Source organism: Pectobacterium hainanensis (genome assembly GCF_046237015.1).
In the GTDB taxonomy this organism is placed as follows: Bacteria; Pseudomonadota; Gammaproteobacteria; order Enterobacterales; family Enterobacteriaceae; genus JBJYIN01.
Genome location: NZ_JBJYIN010000003.1, coordinates 41635 through 65374, shown reverse-complemented (window position 1 = coordinate 65374; position 23740 = coordinate 41635). Strand labels below are relative to the sequence as shown.

At 48.7% G+C, this 23740-nt stretch carries 20 protein-coding genes and 1 other RNA gene; 11 read left to right on the top strand and 10 right to left on the bottom strand.

Annotated features, from left to right (window positions below):
- Positions 1-45: 45 nt before the first annotated feature.
- From ACKPVM_RS03875 to ACKPVM_RS03850, 6 genes are all read left to right on the top strand, one after another.
- A complete protein-coding gene (locus ACKPVM_RS03875) occupies positions 46-597 on the top strand; it encodes a glutathione peroxidase (protein ID WP_409307384.1) in 552 nt (183 codons plus the stop codon).
- On the top strand, positions 598-1374 hold the full coding sequence (gene btuD / locus ACKPVM_RS03870) for a vitamin B12 ABC transporter ATP-binding protein BtuD (protein ID WP_409307061.1): 777 nt from the start codon (positions 598-600) through the stop codon (positions 1372-1374). It abuts the gene before it with no gap.
- A gap of 131 nt (positions 1375-1505) precedes the next feature.
- Positions 1506-1979, top strand: coding sequence for a C40 family peptidase (locus ACKPVM_RS03865; RefSeq protein ID WP_409307060.1), 474 nt, complete (start codon positions 1506-1508; stop codon positions 1977-1979).
- A gap of 27 nt (positions 1980-2006) precedes the next feature.
- The gene (gene lplA, locus ACKPVM_RS03860) at positions 2007-3023 is read left to right on the top strand and encodes a lipoate--protein ligase (protein ID WP_409307059.1); all 1017 of its coding nucleotides are present in this window, start codon (positions 2007-2009) and stop codon (positions 3021-3023) included.
- Positions 3024-3108: 85 nt separating this feature from the next.
- The gene (locus ACKPVM_RS03855) at positions 3109-3831 is read left to right on the top strand and encodes an EAL domain-containing protein (RefSeq protein WP_409307057.1); all 723 of its coding nucleotides are present in this window, start codon (positions 3109-3111) and stop codon (positions 3829-3831) included.
- 118 nt (positions 3832-3949) lie between these two features.
- Positions 3950-5392, top strand: a complete 1443-nt coding sequence (locus ACKPVM_RS03850) for a protein adenylyltransferase SelO (RefSeq protein WP_409307382.1) — start codon at positions 3950-3952, stop codon at positions 5390-5392.
- Between the two features lie 68 nt (positions 5393-5460).
- Here the strand turns inward: ACKPVM_RS03850 and ACKPVM_RS03845 are convergent, their stop codons facing one another.
- From ACKPVM_RS03845 to ppsR, 6 genes are all read right to left on the bottom strand, one after another.
- Positions 5461-6261 carry a heme ABC transporter ATP-binding protein gene (locus tag ACKPVM_RS03845; protein ID WP_409307055.1) on the bottom strand — a complete coding sequence of 267 codons (801 nt, stop codon included), beginning with the start codon at positions 6259-6261 and terminating at the stop codon, positions 5461-5463.
- Positions 6254-7258, bottom strand: a complete 1005-nt coding sequence (locus tag ACKPVM_RS03840; RefSeq protein ID WP_409307053.1) for a FecCD family ABC transporter permease — start codon at positions 7256-7258, stop codon at positions 6254-6256. The genes ACKPVM_RS03845 and ACKPVM_RS03840 overlap by 8 nt, the downstream gene beginning before the upstream one ends.
- Positions 7255-8073, bottom strand: coding sequence for a heme/hemin ABC transporter substrate-binding protein (locus ACKPVM_RS03835; protein WP_409307052.1), 819 nt, complete (start codon positions 8071-8073; stop codon positions 7255-7257). Before ACKPVM_RS03835 ends, ACKPVM_RS03840 begins: the two co-directional genes overlap by 4 nt.
- Positions 8070-9122 carry a hemin-degrading factor gene (locus ACKPVM_RS03830; RefSeq protein WP_409307050.1) on the bottom strand — a complete coding sequence of 351 codons (1053 nt, stop codon included), beginning with the start codon at positions 9120-9122 and terminating at the stop codon, positions 8070-8072. Before ACKPVM_RS03830 ends, ACKPVM_RS03835 begins: the two co-directional genes overlap by 4 nt.
- Before the next feature lie 239 nt (positions 9123-9361).
- A complete protein-coding gene (locus ACKPVM_RS03825) occupies positions 9362-10408 on the bottom strand; it encodes a 3-deoxy-7-phosphoheptulonate synthase (RefSeq protein WP_409307049.1) in 1047 nt (348 codons plus the stop codon).
- A gap of 376 nt (positions 10409-10784) precedes the next feature.
- Positions 10785-11606 carry a posphoenolpyruvate synthetase regulatory kinase/phosphorylase PpsR gene (ppsR, locus tag ACKPVM_RS03820; RefSeq protein ID WP_409307047.1) on the bottom strand — a complete coding sequence of 274 codons (822 nt, stop codon included), beginning with the start codon at positions 11604-11606 and terminating at the stop codon, positions 10785-10787.
- Positions 11607-11906: 300 nt separating this feature from the next.
- Between ppsR and ppsA the strand changes: the two genes are divergently transcribed.
- Positions 11907-14285, top strand: coding sequence for a phosphoenolpyruvate synthase (gene ppsA, locus ACKPVM_RS03815; protein ID WP_409307045.1), 2379 nt, complete (start codon positions 11907-11909; stop codon positions 14283-14285).
- A 90-nt stretch (positions 14286-14375) separates the two neighbouring features.
- Here the strand turns inward: ppsA and apbE are convergent, their stop codons facing one another.
- The 3 genes from apbE to ydiK form a co-directional block, all read right to left on the bottom strand.
- Positions 14376-15419 carry an FAD:protein FMN transferase ApbE gene (apbE, locus tag ACKPVM_RS03810; RefSeq protein ID WP_409307044.1) on the bottom strand — a complete coding sequence of 348 codons (1044 nt, stop codon included), beginning with the start codon at positions 15417-15419 and terminating at the stop codon, positions 14376-14378.
- A gap of 218 nt (positions 15420-15637) precedes the next feature.
- Positions 15638-15749: antisense sRNA RprA (gene rprA, locus ACKPVM_RS03805), an RNA gene on the bottom strand.
- 247 nt (positions 15750-15996) lie between these two features.
- Positions 15997-17106, bottom strand: a complete 1110-nt coding sequence (gene ydiK / locus ACKPVM_RS03800; protein WP_409307042.1) for an AI-2E family transporter YdiK — start codon at positions 17104-17106, stop codon at positions 15997-15999.
- A gap of 318 nt (positions 17107-17424) precedes the next feature.
- Between ydiK and ydiJ the strand changes: the two genes are divergently transcribed.
- Together ydiJ and menI are read left to right on the top strand one after the other, a co-directional pair.
- A complete protein-coding gene (gene ydiJ, locus ACKPVM_RS03795) occupies positions 17425-20478 on the top strand; it encodes a D-2-hydroxyglutarate dehydrogenase YdiJ (RefSeq protein WP_409307041.1) in 3054 nt (1017 codons plus the stop codon).
- Positions 20478-20900 carry a 1,4-dihydroxy-2-naphthoyl-CoA hydrolase gene (gene menI / locus ACKPVM_RS03790; RefSeq protein ID WP_409307039.1) on the top strand — a complete coding sequence of 141 codons (423 nt, stop codon included), beginning with the start codon at positions 20478-20480 and terminating at the stop codon, positions 20898-20900. Before ydiJ ends, menI begins: the two co-directional genes overlap by 1 nt.
- 63 nt (positions 20901-20963) lie before the next feature.
- Here the strand turns inward: menI and ACKPVM_RS03785 are convergent, their stop codons facing one another.
- On the bottom strand, positions 20964-21365 hold the full coding sequence (locus ACKPVM_RS03785; RefSeq protein WP_409307037.1) for a hypothetical protein: 402 nt from the start codon (positions 21363-21365) through the stop codon (positions 20964-20966).
- A gap of 424 nt (positions 21366-21789) precedes the next feature.
- On the opposite strand from ACKPVM_RS03785, the gene sufA reads away from it, so the two are divergent.
- Together sufA and sufB are read left to right on the top strand one after the other, a co-directional pair.
- Positions 21790-22161: a Fe-S cluster assembly scaffold SufA gene (gene sufA / locus ACKPVM_RS03780; protein ID WP_409307035.1), complete on the top strand. Its 372-nt coding sequence runs from the start codon at positions 21790-21792 to the stop codon at positions 22159-22161.
- Between the two features lie 13 nt (positions 22162-22174).
- Complete coding sequence (gene sufB / locus ACKPVM_RS03775; protein ID WP_409307034.1) at positions 22175-23671, top strand: Fe-S cluster assembly protein SufB; 1497 nt, start codon at positions 22175-22177, stop codon at positions 23669-23671.
- Positions 23672-23740: the final 69 nt, after the last annotated feature.

Sequence of the window (23740 nt, the reverse complement as noted above, 5' to 3'; positions counted from 1 at the left end):
AATGCTGGCGGCGTTGATGAATCGCAGAATGGAAGGAGCTCTATGATGAGTAACGAAATCTACACTATCCCGCTAAAAACCATCACGGGTGAAGCCACAACGCTTGGGGCTTATCAAGGAAAGGTTGCCTTGATTGTTAACGTGGCTTCGCAGTGTGGTTTGACGAAACAATACGAAGCACTGGAGACGATTTACGAAACGTATCGCGATCGGGGATTGGTCGTGCTGGGGTTTCCATCGAATGAATTTGGCGGACAAGAACCGGGCAGCGAAGAGGAAATCCAGGCGTTTTGTCGGGGAACCTTCGGCGTCCAGTTTCCTATGTTTAGCAAGATCGAGGTCAACGGCGCTCATCGTCATCCCCTCTATCAGCTATTAATTCGTGAGCAACCGAAAGCGACGGGTTCCATGTTAAGCGGTTTTTACGAGCGACTCGTCAATAAAGGTCGTAAACCGAAAAATCCGGAAGACATTTTGTGGAATTTCGAAAAATTCCTGATTGACCGTCAAGGGCAGGTTATCCAGCGTTTTGCGCCCGATTTGGCACCCGATCACGCAACGATCGTTAACGCGGTGGAAGAGGCGTTGGCAAAGTAATTGAAACAGAATGAAACACCGTTATTAAAACTGAGGCAGGTCGGTGCCAGACCTCGTTTGTTTCCGGTTGATGCTGAGTGTGGCTCGGGCGAACTATTACATATCATCGGGCCGAATGGTGCGGGAAAGAGCACGCTGTTAGCCCGGTTATCCGGGTTACTGACAGGGGAAGGTGAGGTCTATTTAGCAGGCTCAGCGCTTTCCCAATTATCTTCTCAGGATCTGGCGTTGCAACGGGCCTATCTGGCACAGCAACAACCGCCGATAGCGTTTATGCCGGTGTTTCAGTACTTACGTTTACACCAACCGCCAATGGCCGACGAGACAAACGTTGAGTCGGTCGTCCATTTTCTTGCTGACCGTTTAGCGTTGACCGATAAACTGGCCCGTCCTTTAACCCGGCTCTCTGGTGGCGAGTGGCAACGAGTCCGATTGGCCGCAGTATGCTTGCAGATATGGCCAACGCTGAACCCTCATGCTCGTTTGCTGCTACTGGATGAACCCACCAATAGCCTGGATGTTGCGCAACAGGTGGCGTTGGATGAGCTACTACATCAACTATGCCTGGCAGGTATCACCATTATTCTGTGTGCGCACGACTTGAACCATAGCCTTCACCATGCTGATAAGGTTTGGCTGATTGCGGCGGGACGGCTTATCGCGCAAGGGGCGACGGATGACGTGATGAGTCCGGCTCTGCTGTCATCGGTCTTTGGTGTTGAGTTCCAACGTCACATTGTCGATGGACGTCATTGGATTATCCCGCATAGCATCTGACTTTCTCTATCAGAAAAATCGTCTTTACTTGCCTGTTGTCACCGTTCTGTCTAGATTAGACAAAAATATCGCTCTGATTGCTAACGCTTTACGGGCATGACAGGCATCTGTAAATTTTTCAGGTAAGAAGCATGATACGCTTAAGACATCTGTTGATAGTGGCAAGCCTGGTGATGGTCGGGTGTAGTAGTAGTCATAAAGGCCCCCCACCAAATGCACGCCTGAGTGATTCTATTATGGTGATCGCACAGTTAAACGATCAACTCGGTCAATGGTATAAGACGCCGTATCGTTATGGCGGTCTGGATCGAAACGGTGTCGATTGTTCTGGCTTTGTTTATCTGACGTTCCGCGATCGGTTTGGTATTCAATTACCGCGCACGACAGAAGCGCAAACTGAGCTAGGCGAGCGGATTGAACGTGACAGCTTATTACCGGGCGATCTGGTTTTTTTCAAGACGGGCAGCGGTAGCAGCGGATTGCACGTCGGCATTTATGACAAAAATGATCAGTTTATCCATGCTTCCACCAGCCAAGGGGTGATTCGATCATCGCTGGATAATGTTTACTGGAAGCGTGCGTACTGGCAGGCTCGTCGCATCTGATGTGTTTTCCATGACAGGGAGCGAGTGATGTCTTCACTACGTTTGTTAGTTTCTGATTCCTTCGATCCCTGGTTTAATCTGGCGGTTGAGGAGTGTATTTTTCGGCAAATGCCGCCGACGCAACGTGTGTTGTTTCTCTGGCGAAATGCAGATACTGTGGTGATTGGGCGAGCGCAGAATCCATGGAAAGAATGTAATACGCGCCGAATGGCAGAAGAAGGGATTAAACTGGCTCGTCGTAGTAGCGGCGGCGGGGCGGTTTTTCATGATTTGGGTAATACCTGTTTTACTTTTATGGCAGGCAAACCCGGCTATGATAAGCAAGTTTCGACACAGATTATTCTTGATGCGCTTTCCGATCTTGGTATCAACGCCAGCGCGTCAGGGCGCAACGATCTGGTTGTGGAAACGCATGACGGGAGCCGTAAAATCTCTGGTTCTGCCTATCGTGAAACCAAAGATCGTGGTTTTCATCATGGTACTCTGTTACTCAATGCTAATTTAAACCGTCTGGCCGATTATCTGAATCCGGATATTAAGAAATTACAGGCTAAAGGTATTACCTCTGTCCGTTCGCGGGTGGCGAATCTGGTTGAGATTTTGCCGACTCTCGATCACTCGCGTATCTGTCAGGTGATTACTGAGGCATTTTTTAATTATTACGGCGAACGGTGTGACGCTGAAATGATTTCACCTACGGCGTTGCCTGATTTACCCGGTTTTCGTGAACAATTTGCCCGTCAGAGTAGTTGGGAATGGAATTTCGGTCAGGCACCTGATTTCTCCCATCTACTTGATACCCGTTTCCCTTGGGGCGGCGTAGAGTTACATTTTGATGTAGAGCGAGGTGTGATTAGTCGAGCGCAGGTTTATACCGATAGCCTGAATCCGACGCCGCTCGAAAATCTGGCAACGGCGTTACAAGGTACGGAATATCGGCCAGCGAGCATTATTGAAGTATGTCAGCGATTAATCAGGAAATATCCTGAGCAGCGGGAAGCGTTACAGCAACTGTCTACGTGGATGGCAACCTCGATTGGTTAATCGGGGTGACGACGGGGCTGGCAAAATGCCCTAAGCCATTCGAATTGAAGTATGACGGCGTATTACTTTACTTTGACGACACCATATGATCATTCGATTAGAGGTCGATTATGTTAGCGATTACGTTTTCTGGCCTATTTATGGTCTGGAAGGACGGCTTATCGCTGTTGAAATGGTAAGTCGATTTAATAGCTCGTCAGGTAATCTGAGTATGCCGTCAGATATTATGTTTACTTTACTCAATCACCGTCAACGATATGATTTTATTCAGGAACAAATATTATTCATTCAGGATAAAGCCCATTGGTTTATCGATAATGGTATTATATTGGTGTTGCGTGTGGACAGTGATGTCGTCGATCTTTTTATTCAAAATCCCCCTTTATGGTGTTCGCTTAAACAATTAGATTTTATTCAATTATCGATTAATGAATATTTTCCTTACTTATCATTGGGAAAGGATGATGAGCGACTGGCGCAAATGGGGCAGGCATTTAATCTTTGGTTGGATAATTTTGGTGGTGGAAAAAGTAATCTAAAACCGTTGCATGATGGATTGCTCAGTTATGTCAAAATGGAGCAGCATTTTGTTGAGCATTTATTATCGCGTCCGCCCAATACCCATATTGTCGAGCCTTTATTGAGGGTAATTAAAGACTACTATCCGCAGGTGGGCATTGTGGTGAAGAGCATTAATACCATTGAATGCTTTCATAAGGTTAAAAATTTAAATATTGATGCGGTTCAAGGTGATTTATGGTCTGCCGTTCATTTTGATGAGTTAAGGACGCAAGTAGAACCCAATTGATTAAATGCAGAACGTAAAACAGAGAACGTAAATAGCCAATACCCTTTCTTTCTATCCGTGTTAATTCCATCGCAGGCACTCTACACTTCTCTTACAGGGGAGAAACATGATGCCGCATATGCCACAGTTCGTTAATCATTACTTTCAGCAGTTACCTGGGTTTTATACCGCACTAAAACCTACACCGCTTCAGGGTGCCCGTTTGCTTTATTACAGCGAAGGGCTGGCAAATGAGTTGGGTCTTGAGGCGTCCTGGTTTTCGCCTGAAAATCAGGCGGTTTGGTGTGGTGAAACGCTGCTTCCGGGCATGGAGCCGCTAGTTCAGGTTTACAGCGGACATCAGTTTGGCATGTGGGCCGGGCAGTTAGGTGATGGGCGCGGTATTCTTCTTGGTGAGCAGCAATTGGCAGATGGACGTTCGATGGACTGGCATTTGAAAGGTGCCGGTCTAACTCCTTATTCGCGCATGGGAGATGGACGCGCCGTGTTGCGATCGGTTATTCGTGAATTCCTGGCATCTGAGGCCATGCACCATCTCGGGATACCGACAACGCGTGCGTTAACGATAGTGACCAGCGAACAACTTGTCCAGCGAGAGCAGGAGGAGAAAGGCGCGATGCTGCTACGGGTGGCTGAAAGCCATATTCGCTTCGGTCATTTCGAACATTTTTACTATCGTCGTGAGCCAGACAAGGTTCGGCAACTTGCCGACTACGTTATTGCCCGTCACTGGCCGCAATGGCGGGAAGATGAACAACGCTATGCGTTATGGTTTGGTGACGTTGTTGAACGAACGGCGCGTTTGATTGCGCATTGGCAAACCGTTGGTTTTGCTCATGGCGTGATGAACACGGACAATATGTCTATTCTGGGGTTAACGATCGATTATGGTCCTTATGGTTTTCTGGATGATTACCAGCCTGATTATATCTGCAATCACTCCGATCATCAGGGACGTTATGCCTTTGATAATCAGCCATCGGTAGGGTTGTGGAATCTCCATCGTCTCGCTCAGGCATTATCCGGATTGATGGATACTGATACGTTAGAAAATGCGCTGGCACGCTACGAACCCGCGTTGATGCAGCACTATGGCTTGTTGATGCGAGCTAAATTGGGGCTATTTACCGCAGATAATCAGGACAACGATATTCTCGTTGGGCTTTTACGTCTGATGCAGCAGGAGCGGTGTGATTTTACCCGCATTTTTCGCCTTCTGTCTGAAACGGAGAAACAGGTTGCCGCCTCTCCTTTGCGTGATGAATTTATCGATCGCCAGGCGTTTGATGAGTGGTTCTGCGTTTATCGTCGGCGTTTGATGAAAGAAGACCAAACGGATATTGAGCGTCAACTGAGTATGAAACAGGCCAACCCCAAATATATTCTGCGTAACTATCTGGCACAGAATGCTATTGCGAGAGCGGAAAATGACGACATCAGCGAGCTGAGTCGTTTACATCAGGTGCTTTGCCATCCTTATGATGATATGCCGGAGAGTGAGGACTTAGCGGCGTTGCCTCCGGAGTGGGGAAAACATCTGACGATTTCGTGTTCCAGCTAATGTGTCAGAACCTTTGGTTGTCCCTTCTTTATTTGTTAAAAGGCCGGTAAAAACCGGCCTTTGCTCCGCTACCGTCGCAGATAAACTTGCGGTACAGGGTATTCAGGGTGAGGGCTGACGTTGAGATCCGCCTGATACCAGCGGGTTAGCACGTCAGTTTGCAGTACCTCTACGGGTGTACCTTGTGCCACTAATTCACCTGCGTGCAATAGCAGGATCCTGTCTGCATACAACGCTGCCAGATTCAGGTCGTGCAGTACGCAACATACCGCCAGTGGTTGTTGTTGGGTGAGTTGTTTCAGAAGCCGTAACAGATGCTGTTGATGGTATAAATCCAGCGCCGACGTTGGTTCATCCAGAAATAACCAGCCTGGAGTGGGATGGTCATGCCATAGTTGCGCCAGGGTTCGGGCGAGCTGAACGCGCTGTTGTTCTCCCCCCGAAAGATGGCGATAATCTCTACTGGCCAGTTCCAGGCACCCTGTTTGCGCCATCACTTGCTTAACGATCCTATCATTATCCTGAGCGCGTCCATGAGGCGTGCGCCCCATGGCGACCACCTCTTCTACGCTAAAGGCAAATGCCATTCCGCTGTGCTGACGCATAACAGCACGGGTTCTTGCCAGCGCATTCGGTTGCCATTGTGCAAAGGGTTTTCCCGCCAATAGGCATTCACCCTGTTGTGGCGTCAGATAGCCCGTTAACAGGCGGAGTAGCGTTGATTTGCCCGCACCATTGGGACCGATAATGGCGACAATTTCACCACAATGAACATCAAGCGAGACATCTTTGGTGAGATGATGTTCTCCAGCCTGAAAGCTGAGATGGCGGGCAATCAGCGACGTGTCGAGCGAGGTTGGATTACTCATTGCTACGCCCCTTATGTTGCACGATCAGCCATAAAAAGTAAGGGCCACCGATCAGGCTGGTAAGCAGTCCAACGGGCATTTCTGCTGGAGAGAGCAATGTACGAGCCAGCGTATCCGCAATCAGTAAGAGACACGCGCCTCCCAATATGGAACCGGGAATAAGCCAACGGTGATCGGCACCCAGATTCATTCGAATCAAATGTGGGATCACCAGCCCAATAAAGCCGATAACACCACTAACGGCCACAGCCACGCCAACCAGCAAAGCGCTCAATAGCAAAAGGGTATATTTGGTTCGTTTGACGTTGATGCCGAGATAATGAGCCTCTTCATCGCCTAGCTGTAACAAGTTTAAGCGCCGAGTATAGTATAGGGTGATCGCCATGGCAGGCAGTGCGAGAGTGGCTGAAACTAACAGCATCGGCCATTGCGCCTGTCCTAAACTCCCCATGCCCCACAGGGAAAATTGGCGCAGTTGTTGATCATTACTGATATAAGTCAATACCCCCACCGCCGCGCCACACAGGGCGTTAAGCGCAATACCGGCTAACAATAGTCGGGTCAATCCGCCGTGTTCGCCTCGACTAAGCGCGAAAATAACCGCAGTAATCGCCAGACTACCGACAAAGGCAGCCAACATTGGACTATAAAGTGATAACAACGGGGGAAGGCCAAGCGGGAGAACAATCGTCAGCGCAACGGATAAGGCTGCACCGCTGCTGATACCCAGCAAGCCGGGATCGGCTAGTGGATTACGAAATAACCCCTGCATAATGGCTCCTGAACAGGCAAGCGCACTACCGACCAGAACGGCCAGCAGAACGCGAGGAATACGAATATTCAGCCAAATATGCCAGAGCGGATCGTCAAAAGGGGTTTGCCAGAGTGTCCGAAATGACAATGCTAGTGCGCCAAGATTTGACGCACCGATCATCAATATCAACAACAAAAGCAGTAAAGCAGCGAGCCAAAAACGAGGATGGAACCGTCTCGTCATTTGATTTTTTCTGCCGTTTGACGCAGCGTAGCCATAAGCGCGGGGGTTTCCAGCGTAAAGCCAAGCATCGCCATATCATCAACAACCAGCAGACGGTTGTTTTTTCCCGCAGGCGTCAGAGCCAGCCCCGGTAATTTCCAAACCTGCGCTTCACCACCCAGACTTTTTAATCCCTGGCTGGAAATCAAGATGAGGTCGGGTGCGCTGGCAATCACGCCTTCCTGTGAGAGCGATTGATAGCGCTCTACATTTGGCATCGCATTTTTTAAGCCGACGCTACGGATAATCGTATCGGCCGGTGTATTTTTTCCGGCAGCCATCGCGCTCATTCCGCCGTGGCTGAGTACAAACAGGACGTTAACCGGTAATGGCGTATTAGCGATAGCGGCCAATTCTTTCTGGTAGGTTTCTGCCAGTTTCTTGCCTTCTGCTTCTCGATGCAACGCTTGAGAAATAACGCTGATTTTTTGCGGTACGGTATCCAGTGCCGGTTTAGCCGGAATCTGAATGACTTTTGTCCCGCTATCGGCAACCTGCTGTAAAACCAATGAAGGCTGGGAAAGTTCACTGGCAATCACCAGTGAGGGTTTCATCGACAAAATGCCTTCAGTGTTAAGCTGGCGCATGTAACCGACATCCGGTAATGCGATGGCCGCTTCAGGATGCAGACTAGTGCTGTCTCTGGCAATCAGGTCTTTCTCTGCACCTAATGCATAAATAATTTCGGTGACATCACCGCCAATGGAAATAAGACGCTCAGCCGCCGACGTACTTAACGGCAATGCGAGCAATAATGGAATTAGCCAGTTTTTCATGCAGCAAGCTCCTTGAGCGGTTTCAGCGCACTAATCTGGTCGCGCCACTGCTGTTGTTCCGCCGTGCCTTCGGTACGCTGGCCGAAGAGTTGGGCGATCTGTGTACCATCGGCGGCATACAGTTCCAGACTAGTGACAATACCGTCGGCTGTGGGTTTACGTGTGACCCAACTTTCGGCAATCTCATTCTCAATCAAATGCAGGGTGAAATCCTGATTAAAAATGTTAATCCATTCAGCATGTTGTTCCATACGTTCTACGCGTTGTATTTCGCCAGTGAAAATCTGCACACAACCCCGATTGCCAACAAATACCATAATTTCATTTTGATCTTCACGGGCTGCCGTCAGAATTTGTGATAGCGCATCATTATCAACGCGGTAAGCCAGATCATCGCTAACGGCCTGAAACGCCTGTTGACGAGTGAGATTATAGCGTTTCAGCAAAATGAAGAATTGGTGTACGTCGGTCATTTCACGCCAATCCGCTTCGAATTGTGCGGGAACGTCAACAGAGGACGCTGATGCCTCAGTATTTGCCAACGGGCGAAGCGTTAATGCCGGATTTTCAGCCTGAGTGAATTTTTCAATAAATTGCTGCCAGGCTTGCATATCGGTGGTATCAGTCGCGTAGACTTTAAGAATGGCATCCCCCTGATGATCAAAGAATTGGATGCTTTGACGTTCGCCTCGTGGCGTGGTTTCGATCAGAGAAAACGCCGTTGCCCACTGGTGCAGGAATAAGCGCAAATCCAGACCACGAGGGTTTAGAATAAGACCTGCGTGACCATCCAGAGACTGATTCTGATAATAACCAACGTGTTCATGCACGGCATACTGGTTGCGGGTGATGGATTTCGTATTGCCCACTTGTTCCAGTGCGCTCAGCCAGCTTTTGGCATCGCCTTGTAAGCGAACGGCATCATGTCCGACGCGTGCGTGCGTCAGTTCTGCCTCACTAATACCAAGCATTCCGGCTAAATCACGCGCATATTGGCGTGGATGGGCAATTTTGGCCTGGAGGTATTGTTGGTAAATAGACGTCTGCATTCTCGCTTCCTTATTCTTTGTCGTAACATTGCTAGAAATTAATGAGAATCATTTTCATGTAACAAAAACGTTACATCAAGTGAATTTTTCTTAATACGACGGTAAGGGAGGACGGTAAGAGTGAATGATAGGTCGATGCCAGTAAGCGGTGAGTGAGTGCGGGAATCCTATTGGTATTCGCCGCACTTAACCAAAACTTTTTGCCACTGCGTAAACAGACGCTTTTTACGATGGAGCGGCTAGAAACGACTGTCGATACTATCCGCCAGACGCGCCAGTAATGTCTCCGTATCCGACCAACCCAGACAAGGATCGGTGATGGATTGTCCGTAGGTTAGCGCTTGTGGCGCATTGATGGGTTGATTGCCCTCTATCAGGAAGCTTTCGGCCATCACGCCCACAATAGCACGCGATCCGGCGCGAATTTGCTGACAAACGTTATCGGCAACCACCATTTGGCGACGATGCTGCTTCTGACAATTTCCATGACTGAAGTCGATAACCAGATGTTCTGGTAATGAAAACTCATGTAAATGAGCACAAGCTGCCGCGATATCGTCTGCATAATAATTGGGCTTTTGACCGCCACGCATAATCACGTGACCGAACGGATTACCTTGTGTTTGGTAAATGGTCATCTGACCTTGTTTATCCGGTGAGAGGAACATGTGTTGAGCGCGAGCCGCACGAATGGCGTCAACCGCAATACGGATATTACCATCTGTGCCATTTTTAAAGCCGACGGGGCAGGAGAGTGCGGAAGCCATTTCACGGTGGATCTGGCTCTCCGTTGTACGAGCTCCGATCGCGCCCCAGCTAATCAAATCGGAAATGAACTGGCCGGTTACCATATCAAGGAATTCAGTCGCGGTGGGTAATGCCAGCTTGTTGATGTCTAACAATAAACGTCTGGCCTGTTCCAACCCCTCGTTGACCAGAAAAGAGCCATTTAGCGCTGGATCGGCAATCATGCCTTTCCAGCCGACAACGGTGCGAGGCTTCTCAAAATAGGTCCGCATCACGATTTCCAGGCGATCCTGATAGCGGACTCGTTGCTCAGCAAGTTTGTACGCATAGTCCATCGCGCTTGGGATATCGTGGATGGAGCAGGGCCCGATAATGACCATTAAACGGCGATCTTGGCCAGTAAGAATGTTTTCAATCTTTTTTCGTGACGCCGTCACGTTTTCAGCAACGTCGGCTGACAGTGGTAATCTGCTAAGTAAAGCATGGGGCGTGATTAGACTGTCGATGCGTCTGCTTCGCAGTTCATCTGTTTGGTGCATGTCATCTCTCTGAACTTGTCAGTCGAAGTCCTACTTCCAGAGACAATGTCATTGGCCACAGAACACGTTTATCGTGTATGGGATGGCAATAACGCGATAAAAATTATCGCGTAGTAAAATGCAAAACGGGCATGGCAAACCGTATTTAAACCAAACGGGAATATCAATAACGCATCATTGTGATGCGCTATTACTCATCTTATTCGTACGCTGCATGACGGTGTGTCGTTTTTGCTCAATGAACATCTGCCTATCAGGATAGGGATCTCAACTAAATGGGTTGCTTCTCAACGGCGAAATACCGGGAAGTGATGGAACTCACAATAAACGAAACGACACACATTTCAACCGTATCAACACAAAAAATATTCACGTACTAGTACATTCTTCGATTCATTCCCAGGATGTCGATGATTTTGGCGGAAATTTCCTCAACAGAATAATTAGTGGTATTGATGTATTTAATTTGATGTTTGCGATACAGCGCTTCAACTTCACCAAGTTCCATACGACATTGACGCAAAGAGGCATAGCGGCTATTGCCTCGACGTTCTTCGCGGATCGCCGCCAGACGTTCTGCATCAATGGTCAAACCGAACAGCTTATGCTGGAACGGTTTTAACGCATCCGGTAAGCGCAGATTGTCCATATCATCAGCAATAAACGGGTAGTTTGCGGCACGAATACCGAATTGCATGGCGAGATAAAGGCTTGTCGGCGTTTTACCGCAGCGAGAAACGCCCAGTAAAATGACCTGAGCCTGATCGAGGTTACGCAGTGAAATACCGTCATCATGCGCTAACGTGTAGTCGATTGCGGCGATACGAGCCTCATATTTCCCCAGATTATTGGCGGTCAGACCGTGGGTTCGATTGGCTACATGTGTCGGCGTAATATTTAACTCTTTTTGTAAGGGGGCCACCAGCGCTTGGACAATGTCCTGACAAAACCCTTCACTGCTGGTAATAATGTCACGAATGGTTGGGGTGACAATTGAATAGAAAACCAGTGGACGCAAACCACTCTGTTGATAGGCCGTATTGATCTGTTCACAAACGGCTCTGGCGCGGCTTTCGGTTTCCACAAAAGGTAAGGTATGGCTTACCGTATCCACAGGAAATTGTGACATCACCGCATGGCCCAATACTTCTGCTGTGATCGCTGTACCGTCGGAGATATAAAATACGCTTCTTTCCACATGAACCTCTTAAAGGTTTTTATCTCAGTAAAAACAAAAAAGCTCGTCAAAAATTACGTTTTTTCAATACTTTTATTGAAACGCCATTTCATTATCTTAATGATAACGATACTAATCTTTTACGATATTGGATTTTTACTTCATTAAGCAAGACCTGCCGCTGAAATCAGTTTTTTTTCATAGGTTGAACGATTCACCTGTCCATGCTTTATAAAACGCTATGCTACCCTGATCGCGTTGAGGTTAATTCTCAACCGAACTCTTTCATACCCTAATTGTATGCAGAAAGGATTATTTTCGATGTCCAATAACGGCCCTGATTTGCGTAATGTCCTCTGGTATAACCAGCTCGGTATGCACGACGTTGAGCGGGTGGGGGGAAAAAATGCCTCCCTGGGTGAAATGATCACCAACCTTTCAGAATTGGGTGTAGCTGTCCCGAATGGTTTTGCGACAACGGCACAGGCGTTTAATGATTTCCTTAATCAAAGCGGTATTAATCAGCGTATTTATGAATTGCTGGACAATACGAATATTGACGATGTGAATCAATTGGCGAAAGCCGGTACGCAAATTCGTCAGTGGATTATTGATACCCCCTTCCAGCCTGAGCTGGAAAACGCGATTCGTGATGCGTACCAGCAACTGGCTGACGGTGAAAAAGAAGCTTCATTTGCGGTGCGCTCTTCTGCAACGGCAGAAGATATGCCAGATGCGTCATTTGCCGGGCAGCAGGAAACGTTCCTGAATGTGCAAGGTATTGATGCGGTGATGGTGGCGGTGAAGCATGTATTTGCTTCTCTGTTTAACGATCGCGCTATTTCTTATCGTGTGCATCAAGGGTATGACCATCGTGGTGTCGCGTTGTCGGCGGGCATACAGCGCATGGTGCGTTCCGATCTGGCGGCGGCCGGTGTCATGTTTACCATTGATACGGAGTCAGGTTTCGATCAAGTGGTGTTTATTACTTCCGCTTATGGCTTGGGTGAGATGGTGGTTCAGGGAGCCGTTAACCCTGATGAGTTTTATGTGCATAAGCCCACGTTGCTCAATGACAAACCCGCGATTGTTCGTCGCAACATGGGGTCGAAAAAGATTCGTATGGTCTATGCCGCAAGTCAGGAACACGGCAAGCAGGTTCGAATCGAAGATGTTCCTGAGCAACAGCGTACGCGTTTTAGTCTGACGGACGACGAAGTTCAGGCGCTGGCGCGTCAGGCGCTATTGATTGAGAAACACTACGGGCGTCCGATGGACATCGAATGGGCGAAGGATGGTCACACTGGTAAACTCTATATTGTCCAGGCGCGTCCGGAAACCGTTCGCTCTAACGGTCAGGTGATGGAACGTTACCATTTACCCGCTGGCGGCAATGTACTGGTGGAAGGCCGGGCTATCGGTCATCGCATTGGTGCCGGTGAAGTCAAAGTGATTCAGGACATTAGCGAAATGCATCTTATTAATGCAGGCGATGTTCTGGTGACGGATATGACCGATCCTGATTGGGAACCGATCATGAAAAAAGCCGCCGCGATTGTCACCAATCGTGGAGGACGCACCTGTCACGCGGCAATCATTGCCCGTGAGCTGGGTATTCCTGCGGTTGTTGGCTGTGGTGATGCGACGGAGCGGCTCCATAATGGCCAGAAGGTCACCGTTTCCTGTGCCGAAGGCGATACCGGTTATGTCTATCACGATCTGCTGGATTTCACCGTGAAGAGTTCCCAGATCGATGAAATGCCCGATCTGTCGTTGAAAATCATGATGAACGTCGGTAATCCAGATCGTGCATTTGATTTCGCCTGCCTGCCGAATGATGGCGTTGGGCTGGCTCGTCTGGAATTCATCATCAACCGTATGATCGGCGTGCATCCACGTGCGTTGCTGGAGTTTGACCAACAGACGCCAGAGCTACAGCGTGAGATCAAAGCATTGATGAACGGTTATGACGATCCGGTTGAATTTTATGTCGGTCGTCTGACAGAAGGGATTGCTACGCTGGCGGCGGCATTCTCACCAAAACGAGTGATTGTGCGCTTATCCGATTTTAAATCGAATGAGTATGCCAATCTGGTTGGCGGTGAGCGTTATGAGCCAGAAGAGGAGAACCCGATGCTGGGCTTCCGTGGCGCGGGTCGTTATGTTTCCCCTGATTTCAAAGATTGTTTTGCACTGGAATGTGCCGCCGTGAAACGCGTGCGTAATGAGATGGGCTTGAAAAACGTGGAAATTATGATCCCGTTTGTCCGTACCGTTGCGCAAGCCGAAGCGGTCGTCGAAGAGTTGGCTCGTCAGGGGTTACGCCGTGGTGAGGATGGCTTGAAGATTATCATGATGTGTGAAATTCCATCCAACGCCTTACTGGCCGATGAATTCCTGCAACACTTTGATGGTTTCTCCATCGGTTCAAATGACATGACGCAACTGGCATTGGGGCTGGATCGAGATTCTGGTGTCGTTTCCGCACTGTTTGATGAACGCAATGATGCTGTCAAGGCGCTACTGTCAATGGCCATTAAAGCGGCGAAGAAACAGGGTAAGTATGTTGGCATCTGTGGTCAGGGGCCGTCGGATCATGAAGATTTCGCTATCTGGTTGATGGAACAAGGGATCGATAGTTTGTCCCTGAATCCGGATACGGTTGTGCAGACCTGGTTGAATCTGGCGGAACGCCAATAACGGTAGAAACCTATTTTGTGAAGTATCATTCACTAAATAGCGGGCCCGGTAGCGATAGAGGCTATCGGGCTTATTTTTGCTCCTAGTATATCATGGTGTCATCAGGAATGATTTGAACTGCGGTGTCATGATGGCACTGAAACCGTTATCTGTTTTGGTGATTAAATAAACGGCCAATCCTTGTTTTTCAGCAATCGTTAACGCTTTTTCCGTTCCCAAAACCATCAACCCCGTATCCCAGCCGTCCGCCTCCAGCGCGGTGGGCGCGATGACGGTGACAGAGACTAGCTGGTGAGTAATGGGACGTCCTGTTTCAGGATCAATAACATGGGAATAACGCTTCCCGTCTTGCTCAAAATAATTCCGATAGCTGCCGGAGGTACTGATCGAGTAGCCTTGCAAATTTACGGCGGCCTGCATGGCATTTTCCTGATCGGTCGGCTTCTGGATAGCGACGCGCCACGGTTTCCCTTCCGAATTGATTCCCCGGCTGGAAATCGCCCCACCGACTGAAACGAGATAATTGGTAATTCCTTTACGGGTCATGAGTTGTGCCAGAATATCGGCACCGTAGCCTTCACCCAGTGTAGAAAGATCAACATATAAATCGGGTCGATCTTTCTGAAGCCACTCTCCACGAAAGTCACTGAATAAGGTCAGGTGGTTCAAACCGACTTTTTGTTTCGCCAGATCAATCTGTTGCTGTGATGGAATCGTCACAGGTTGTTTTTGCGGCCCGAATCCCCACAGGTTGACCAACGGACCAACGGTAATATTCATGGCTCCGTCTGTCGCTCTACCGATGCGCTGTGCGGCCAGAATAATGTCTGCCATCCCTTCGCTGATAGGTTGAGGGTCTGTGCCTTGGTATTGATTAAATTTTGACAGCGTGGAGTGCGCTCGATAGGTGGAGATCTCATCATTGGCTTGCTCAAGCAAACGTTCGATCTCCTGTTGTAATTGCGCTTTATCGTCTTCCAACTCCCCGCTGATTTTCACGCTGTAATACGTCCCCATGGTTTTCCCCTCAATGGTGAGTAAAGGGCGCGGCGATGATGGCGGGGAATTATCACAGGCGGTCAGTAAACCGATCAAACAGCCTAAAATGAATCCTTTGGTCGCGAAATGGGTCATGAACAACTCCAGAAAATGAAGCAACGCGGGTGTTAATCAGTGGTTTTCAATGAACGCTGTTGCCGCGTAAAAGATGATGGGCATAACCAATAAAGCAAAGTAGAGCAAATGCAAATAGCTAATCGACAAAAATAGGGATAACCGCAATTTCTGGCGATAAATGTTTCGTGTAACGCACAGTAAAGCAGCAACGTTGAAATCAGGAAGGCGAATGTAAGATAAAAAAAAGCCCATCTCAGGGGATGGGCAAAGACTACACACAGCAATTCGTTACGACTCTAACGAGGAGGAAACCTCATTGACAAACAGTAAGTTAAAAACTAGCTCCGATATTCATGCTAGGGATTATGCCTTATTTAGTCATTAAGAATCATCCTAATGGTTAATTATTTTTTAAGAGTAAGGTGATTTCGAACCGAAGATAGTGAGTAAAATTGAAGTAATAATCGATAAAACGCCAATTTATTAGGAATAATCCCTAAGAATAAGGTTTATTTCATTAGGTTTGTTAATCTATTTTTTGTTTGATACAGCAGGTGGTTAGACCACCTGCGTGAGGGAACCATCTTGACGGTTGTTAATCTTTGACTGAATCGTCGGAGGGCTGTGGTGTCACAATGCTTTCGGGCTCAGGGATCTCTTTCACCCAGGCAAATAACAGCCGATAGGACACGGCCAGAACGACAGGACCGATGAACAAACCGATCATGCCAAATGCCAGCAATCCCCCGATGACGCCGCAGAGAATCAGCAACATGGGAAGGTCTGCACCCATACGGATCAACGCAGGGCGAATCACGTTATCAATGGTGCCGACGACACAACTCCAGACTAAAAGAATGGTGCCCCAGGTTGTGTCACCACTCCAGTAGAGCCAAACGATAGCTGGGATCAGTACGAGAAGCGGGCCGAGTTGAGCAAGACAGCACAAAAACATCAAAACGGTCAGTAATGTCGTATAAGGAATACCCGACAACCCGAGTCCGATCCCTCCCATCACCGACTGAACGATGGCCGTGACGACGACACCCAGCGCGACGGCGCGGATTGATTGCGCGGCCAGGATCACGGCAGTATCACCGCGTTCTTGACCCAAACGAATCGCAAAATGCCGTACCGCTTTTGCAACGGCTTCACCCTTGTAATACAGCAGGGCGCTGAATATCAGCATGAGAGCACAATGCATCAGGAAACGACCGACGTGCGCCGCTTGTGCCACCAGCCAGGTGGCGGTTTTGCCAAAATAGGGTTGGATCTTGGCAAAAATACCGCTGCCTCCACTTTGCAGCAGTAATTGCCAACTGTTAAAAAGCTTATCGCCCACCCATGGAATGGTGGTTAACCAGTCCATTGACGGGGGAGCAATTCTCTCCTGACTGGCTCCCCAGCTCATTAAGGCTGAACTGTTATCCACCACGCTACTTACCAAAATAGCGATTGGCATGACGAACAGCAGTATCAGCAACAAGGTCATCGTGAGCACCGCCAGTGAGCGACGCCCCCATAATAAAGATTGAATTTTGATTAACAGCGGCCAGGTCGCAATCACGACCATACACGCCCAGGCGAACCCCAAAATAAAAGGCTGCATCACCCAAAAACAGGCAATGATCATAATGGTGATAAACAGCAGGCTGAATAATATTCTGGCTAAATCCAAACGCGGTAGTTGAGAATTCTGTATCAATTAATCGTACCTCATTAAGCAGACAGGATGTCTGAAGTGCCGTCGCTCTGACAGGGCGATGAAAGCGACGACAATTTATCATGAGATATTTCCGGGCTTTTTAACAGTCTGTTGAACGTTTTGTTGGTTAAATCAGGCAAAACCGACATGCTGTATGTTTTTACTCTTACAGAGACGCACACGGTTCGAAAATATGATAAAACGGGGTCTGCCTGTGAATAGCGTCGTGGTTAATGAATGAAAACGGGTTTATTCACCGGCACCTAATCACCTATTTTTGGTAAACACTTCATTTGGTACGGACAGGGTCAAAAAATAATGATCCCACAGATCACACAATCTCCCGGGCTTATTCAGCCGGTGCTTAACTTTTTGGAAGCATTGGTAAAAAATGGATTTACAGGCGATATAGCGACAAATTATGCCGATCGTCTGACGATGGCGACGGATAACAGCATCTACCAATTATTGCCGGACGCGGTGGTTTTCCCTCGGTCTACGGCGGATGTCGCGGTTCTGGCGCGTCTGGCTGGTGAGGCTCGTTTTCTTGAGCTGACGTTTACGCCTCGTGGTGGCGGTACCGGTACAAATGGGCAGGCGCTGAACCGTGGCATTGTGGTCGATATGTCGCGTTATATGAACCGCATTTTGGAAATTAACCCCGAGCAAGGGTGGGTGCGGGTTGAAGCTGGCGTGATTAAAGATCAGCTTAATCAATATCTCAAACCCTTTGGTTATTTCTTCGCGCCGGAACTGTCTACCAGTAATCGTGCGACGTTGGGCGGTATGATTAATACCGATGCTTCTGGACAGGGATCGCTGGTTTATGGGAAAACCTCCGATCATGTTCTGGGGTTGCGGGCATTGCTATTAGGCGGTGATATTCTGGATACTCAGGCGATGCCTGTGGAGCTGGCTGAACAGTTAGCGCAGGAAGACTCGCCGGTTGGCCGTATTTATCACACGGTTTTGCATCGCTGTCGTGAACAGCGGCAGTTGATTCTTGATAAATTTCCTAAACTAAACCGTTTCTTGACGGGCTACGATTTACGTCATGTCTTCAGCGATGATCTAAAAACGTTTGATTTGACGCGGATTTTGACTGGGGCGGAAGGCACGTTAGCGTTTATTACCGAAGCGAAGCTTGATATCACCCCGTTGCCGAAAGTTCGACGGCTGGTCAACATCAAATATGATTCGTTCAACTCCGCGTTGCGTAATGCGCCTTTCATGGTGGAGGCGAAGGCGCTGTCAGTCGAAACCGTTGATTCAAAAGTCTTGAATCTGGCGCGCGAAGATATTGTCTGGCATTCCGTTAGCGAGCTGATTACGGATGTACCGAATCAAGAGATGCTGGGGCTGAACATCGTAGAGTTTGCGGGCGATGACGAAACGCTGATTAACGGGCAAGTGAACGCACTATGTGGACGGCTGGACGAGTTACTTTCAGCAGGAGAAGCGGGGGTCATTGGCTACCAGACCTGTAATGATTTGGTCGGAATTGAACGCATTTATGGCATGCGTAAAAAGGCCGTTGGTCTGCTGGGTAACAGTAAAGGGCAGGCCAAACCGATCCCATTTGCCGAGGATACGTGTGTTCCACCGCAGCATTTAGCCGATTACATTGAAGCGTTCCGTGAATTGCTGGACAGCCATAATCTGTCCTACGGCATGTTTGGTCATGTCGATGCCGGTGTTTTGCATGTTCGTCCTGCTCTGGATATGTGCGATCCACAACAAGAAATGCTGATGAAGCAGCTTTCCGATCAAATTGTCGCGTTAACGGCAAAATATGGCGGTTTGTTGTGGGGAGAGCACGGTAAAGGCTTCCGCGCTGAGTATAGCCCCGAGTTTTTTGGGGCCGAACTGTATGCGGAGTTACGCCGTATCAAATCGGCATTCGATCCTGATAATCGGCTCAATCCGGGCAAAATTTGCGCACCATTGGATGTTGATGCCCCCATGATGAAAGTCGATGCGGTCAAACGGGGAACCTACGATCGTACGATCCCGCTGGCGGTAAGAACATCATTCCGTGGGGCAATGGATTGCAATGGTAACGGGCTCTGCTTTAATTTTGATGCTCGCAGCCCGATGTGTCCTTCCATGAAGATCACTGGCAACCGAATCCACTCGCCGAAAGGTCGGGCCGCGCTGGTGCGCGAATGGTTGCGCCTGTTAGCGGAACAAGGCGTTGATCCACTTGAGCTAGAGCAGAAATTACCCCAACAGAAGTTGAGCCTGCGATCCTTCGTGCAAAAAGTGCGTCATACCTGGCAAGCTCGTCAGGGGGAGTACGATTTTTCCCATGAAGTAAAAGAGGCCATGTCAGGCTGTCTGGCTTGTAAAGCCTGTTCAACGCAGTGCCCGATCAAAATTGACGTCCCCAGTTTCCGGGCGCGTTTTTTAGAACTGTATCACACGCGCTATTTGCGTCCGGTACGCGATTATTTGGTCGCTGGTGTGGAAAGCTATGCGCCTCTGATGGCGCGGAGTCCCGGCACGTTTAATTTCTTCCTTAAGATGCCGTGGGTGAATGCCTTAAGCCGTCGCCAGATTGGTATGGTTGATTTACCGCTGCTTTCTTCTCCTTCGTTACGTCAGCAGTTTGCCGGACACCGAGCATCTCAAACCACATTGGAGCAGTTGGAAGCCTTGTCCGATGCGGAACGTCAGCAGTATGTGTTAATCGTGCAAGACCCGTTTACCAGTTACTACGACGCTCAGGTGGTGGCCGATTTTGTCCATTTGATTGAGAAACTGGAATTGAAACCGGTATTGTTGCCATTCTCACCCAATGGGAAGGCGCAGCACATTAAGGGATTCCTGCGTCGTTTTGCCAAAACGGCGGCCAAAACATCTGACTTTCTTAATCGAGTGGCAACGCTCGGTATGCCGATGGTGGGGGTCGATCCTGCGTTAGTGCTTTGTTATCGCGATGAATATCGTGAGATTTTAGGGGATAAACGCGGTAATTTTCAGGTACAACTGGTACATGAATGGCTAACGACGCAGTTGGCTGCGCGTGACCCTCAAATGGCAACGGGCGAATCCTGGTATTTATTCGGTCACTGTACGGAAACAACGGCGTTACCCGCCAGCACTCAGCAATGGGCGGCTATTTTTTCTCGTTTTGGTGCCAAGTTGGAAAATGTCAGCGTAGGGTGTTGTGGCATGGCGGGAACCTATGGTCATGAAAGCAAAAATTTGGCGAATTCACAGGGGATTTATGCATTGTCCTGGCAGCAGGCGTTGCAAAAATTACCGCAGAAACGTTGCCTGACCACCGGATATTCCTGTCGTAGTCAGGTTAAACGTATGGAAGGTAGCGGATTACGCCATCCCTTACAGGCCTTACTGGAGATTATCTAATGCAGTGGAAACGACAGGTTACGGTTGAGCAACTCAATCAGCAAAGCAAAGGATGTATGGTAGAACATCTGGGGATTCGCTATACCCAGATAGCTGACGATTATCTTGAAGCGGTCATGCCTGTCGATTCCCGGACGCATCAGCCATTTGGCTTACTGCATGGCGGTGCGTCTGTCGTTTTGGCGGAATCTCTGGGGTCGGTTGCCGGGTATCTCTGTACTGAAGGTGAGCAGCAGGTTGTGGGGATGGAAATCAACGCCAACCATCTGCGAGCGGTACGGGAGGGTGAGGTACGAGGCGTGTGTCGGGCGTTGCATGTCGGTCGACGCAATCAAGTCTGGCAGATTGATATTTTCGATAATCAGAATCGGTTGTGCTGTACATCCCGACTGACAACGGCTGTGATAACTCCCTCGCCATAAGTTAAACTGCGCCGATACATTAACCGACCCGTTTGTTTTATACAGCGGGTCGGTTTTTTAATTTCAAGGTAAAAATGGCACCCGTTTAACAAAGTCAGTCTGGAAGGCCGTGGCTTTATCCCATGAACCTTGCATGCTCAACTGGTGGCAAATCGACTTGAGCGTGTTACGAGCAAAATAATAGCTTTGTACCCGAAAAAGGTGGCAGCGCTTTTCGTTATTAATCTCTTTAATCAGCCTGTTGTGTAACTTCACCAGCGCATGCAAATAGCTGTCGTCATCCCCATTGCGTAAACACAAATCGACCATATCCATACAGGCATTATGGTAACGCCGTAGATGGTCGATATGACTTTCTGCGCGGTTCAGTCGTGCCTCGGCCATATAGAAATCGACCGTGGCATCTCGAATTTGAAATTTATATTCGTCGATTTGATGCTGTAGCCAGGCATTCATCGAAAGCATGGTTATCAATCCTAATATCAAATGATAATCATTATCATATTTATAAAAATAGTCGGGATCAATGGGGAAAATGTGCTTTTCCTTTCAAAAGGTCTCTGCGTCCAGATGAAATCTTCATTTACTTTTCCTGTTTTATAAATAGGCACTCGCTATGAATGTTATACTAATGATAATGAATTGATAATTTTTTAGCGAGAGACGGATGAAGAAATACTTGATTTAGTCTTTATTTATCATTGTGTTATGTCTATTGATAATGTGTGTTTTTCGCATTGTCCGAGTGATATACCAACCCAGCAGCAACCATCAAAAAGCAAATGTTACGAATAGCCCTGCAAAACAAGAGGTTGAAGCAAGTTTCATTATCACTAACATTAGAGGAAACCAGCCTGAAACTGGTACGACACGTCATGAGGTATTCGTTATGCAAACGGAAAATGTAGGGACTTTTTCACTGGATGAAAACGTCTGGAAAGGTTTGACGTTGACTGATAGCGCAGTGAAACAAATCAAGAACTTGATGAAGCAGGATGCGGCAATGAAAGGTCTGCGGCTCGGTGTTAAGCAGTCTGGCTGCGCGGGGTTTGGTTATGTGTTGGATCTGGTTCGTGAACCCGAGACCGATGATCTGCTGTTTGAACGCGACGGTGCGCCACTTTATGTGCCGTTAAAAGCGATGCCTTTCATTGATGGTACCGAACTCGATTTTGTCCGTGAAGGGCTGAATCAGGTGTTTAAGTTTAATAATCCCAACGCTCAGCATGCCTGCGGATGTGGCGAGAGCTTCGGCATTTAAGTGATGACAAATTATGGCACGTAGCACTGTAGATGTACCTGATGATGTCCAGATCTGGATGGGTGATGGACGCTATAAAGAAGGCTTTTTTACCGAACTGGCCACGGATGAGCTGGCGCGCGGCATCAATGAAGAGGTTGTCCGGGCGATATCGGCCAAGCGTAATGAACCAGAGTGGATGCTGGAATTTCGCCTTAACGCCTATCGTGCGTGGCTGGAAATGGAAGAACCACATTGGCTGAAAGCGCATTACGAGAAGCTCGATTACCAGGATTATAGTTATTACTCGGCTCCGTCCTGCGGCAGTTGCGATGATACCTGCGGTTCTCAGCCGGGGGCGACCCAGCAGTCCGGTATCACGGAAGTGAATAACTACCTGACCAGCGAAGTTGAGAATGCGTTTAACCAGCTTGGCGTCCCCGTTCGCGAAGGTAAATCAGTCGCGGTGGATGCTATTTTTGACTCGGTATCGGTCGCGACGACTTACCGGGCAGAATTGGCTGAGCAGGGCATTATTTTTTGCTCTTTCAGTGAGGCGATTCAGGAACATCCCGATTTAGTCCGTCAGTACCTCGGTACGGTTGTGCCCTCGAATGATAACTTTTTTGCTGCGCTGAATGCCGCCGTGGCGTCGGATGGAACGTTTGTCTATATCCCGAAAGGGGTTCGCTGCCCAATGGAGCTGTCCACCTATTTCCGCATCAATGCGGCGAAAACCGGGCAGTTTGAGCGCACGATCCTGATTGCCGATGATGACAGCTATGTGAGTTACATTGAAGGATGTTCCGCGCCAGTGCGAGACACTTATCAGCTGCATGCCGCCGTGGTCGAAGTCATTATCAATAAGAATGCGGAAGTGAAATATTCCACGGTACAGAACTGGTTCTCCGGTAAAGATGCTGAGGGCGGTATTCTGAACTTCGTGACCAAACGGGCGCTTTGTGCCGGTGAGTATTCCAAGATGTCCTGGACGCAGTCGGAAACGGGTTCAGCCATTACCTGGAAGTATCCGAGTGTGGTGCTGCGAGGCGACAATTCCGTGGGTGAATTCTTCTCTGTGGCGTTGACGAATGGACGCCAGCAGGCGGATACCGGCACCAAAATGATTCACATTGGCAAAAATACTCGCTCGACCATTATTTCCAAAGGGATCTCCGCCGGACACAGCGAGAATACCTATCGTGGTCTGGTGAAGATTATGCCGAGCGCGACCAATGCGCGTAATTTCACCCAGTGCGACTCCATGCTAATTGGTAGCGACTGTGGCGCGCATACCTTCCCTTATGTGGAAGTGCGTAATAACACCGCGCAGCTTGAGCATGAGGCCACGACGTCGAAGATTGGCGACGACCAGCTGTTTTACTGCCTGCAACGCGGCATTAGTGAAGACGATGCGATCTCAATGATCGTGAATGGATTCTGCAAAGACGTTTTCTCTGAACTGCCGCTGGAATTTGCAGTAGAGGCGCAAAAACTACTGGCGATTAGTCTGGAACATAGCGTGGGTTGATTCGCGGTTACCGGGGCTTTTCTGAACAGGGAAATCATCGGTTGCAAAATAATTAGCGCCGTCAAACAT